The organism is Dactylosporangium sucinum, from assembly GCF_014647515.1.
GTDB lineage: Bacteria > Actinomycetota > Actinomycetes > Mycobacteriales > Micromonosporaceae > Dactylosporangium > Dactylosporangium sucinum.
Map to the genome: position 1 here is coordinate 287 of NZ_BMPI01000187.1, position 978 is coordinate 1,264.

Sequence of the window (978 nt, forward strand, 5' to 3'; positions counted from 1 at the left end):
TTGTAGATGTTGCCGTGGGCCATCCGGCGGCGCAGCGCCTCCGGGGTCATGTCGACCAGCTCGATCTGCTCGGCCCGGCGGACCACCGCGTCGGGGACGGTCTCCCGCTGCGGTACCCCGGTGATCTGCTCGACGACGTCGTTGAGCGACTCGAGGTGCTGGATGTTGACGGTGGTGAGGACGTCGATGCCGGCGTCGAGCAGGTCCTCGATGTCCTGCCAGCGCTTGGTGTGCCGGCTGCCGGGCACGTTCGTGTGGGCGAGCTCGTCGATGAGCGCGACCTCGGGCCGCCGGGCGAGGACGGCGTCGAGGTCGAGCTCCGTGAAGGCGCTGCCGCGGTACGTCAGGTTCCGCCGCGGCAGCACCTCCAGCCCGTCGAGCATGGCCTCGGTGAAGGGGCGGCCGTGGGTCTCCACGTACCCGACCACCACGTCGGTGCCGCGATCCCGGCGGCGCCGCCCCTCCTCCAGCATCTTGTACGTCTTGCCGACGCCGGGCGCGGCGCCCAGATACACCCGCAGCGTTCCGCGCGTCGCCACGCCCGGCTCCCTTACGCGGCCCGGTCGAGGGCCAGGTTCAGCTCCAGGACGTTGACCGCCGGCTGGCCCATGAAGCCCAGGGCGCGGCCGGTGGTGTGTTCGTCCACGAGCTTCGTCACCTCGGTGGTGCTGAGGTGGCGGGCTGCGGCGACCCGGTTCACCTGCAGTTTGGCGTAGGCGACGCTGATGTGTGGGTCGAGTCCGCTGCCGCTGGCGGTGACCGCGTCGGCGGGGACGGCGGGCTTGTCGGGCGCGCTGCCCCGGATCGGGGTGATCACGCCCTTGCTGTAGTCCTCGCCCGGGGTCGCGCACTCGACGGTGACGCCCTGGTACGACGTGATGAAGGGGGTCGCGGGGCAGGCCTCGTTGAGGCTGACCGCGCGGGTCACCGGGCCCGTCGAGCCGTTCTGGTGGTAGACCGCGAGGACCGCGCCGACAC

At 71.8% G+C, this 978-nt stretch carries 2 protein-coding genes; both read right to left on the reverse strand.

All coding sequences use genetic code 11. The annotated features are described in order from the left end of the window. Nucleotides 1-539, reverse strand: a 539-nt coding sequence (locus tag IEZ31_RS55715) for a histidine kinase (protein WP_444542488.1), incomplete at its 3' end; no start/stop codon positions are given. A gap of 11 nt (nt 540-550) precedes the next feature. Beyond that, nucleotides 551-978 (reverse strand): potassium-transporting ATPase subunit C (locus IEZ31_RS55720; protein ID WP_190258283.1); only part of this gene is annotated, 428 nt, incomplete at its 5' end.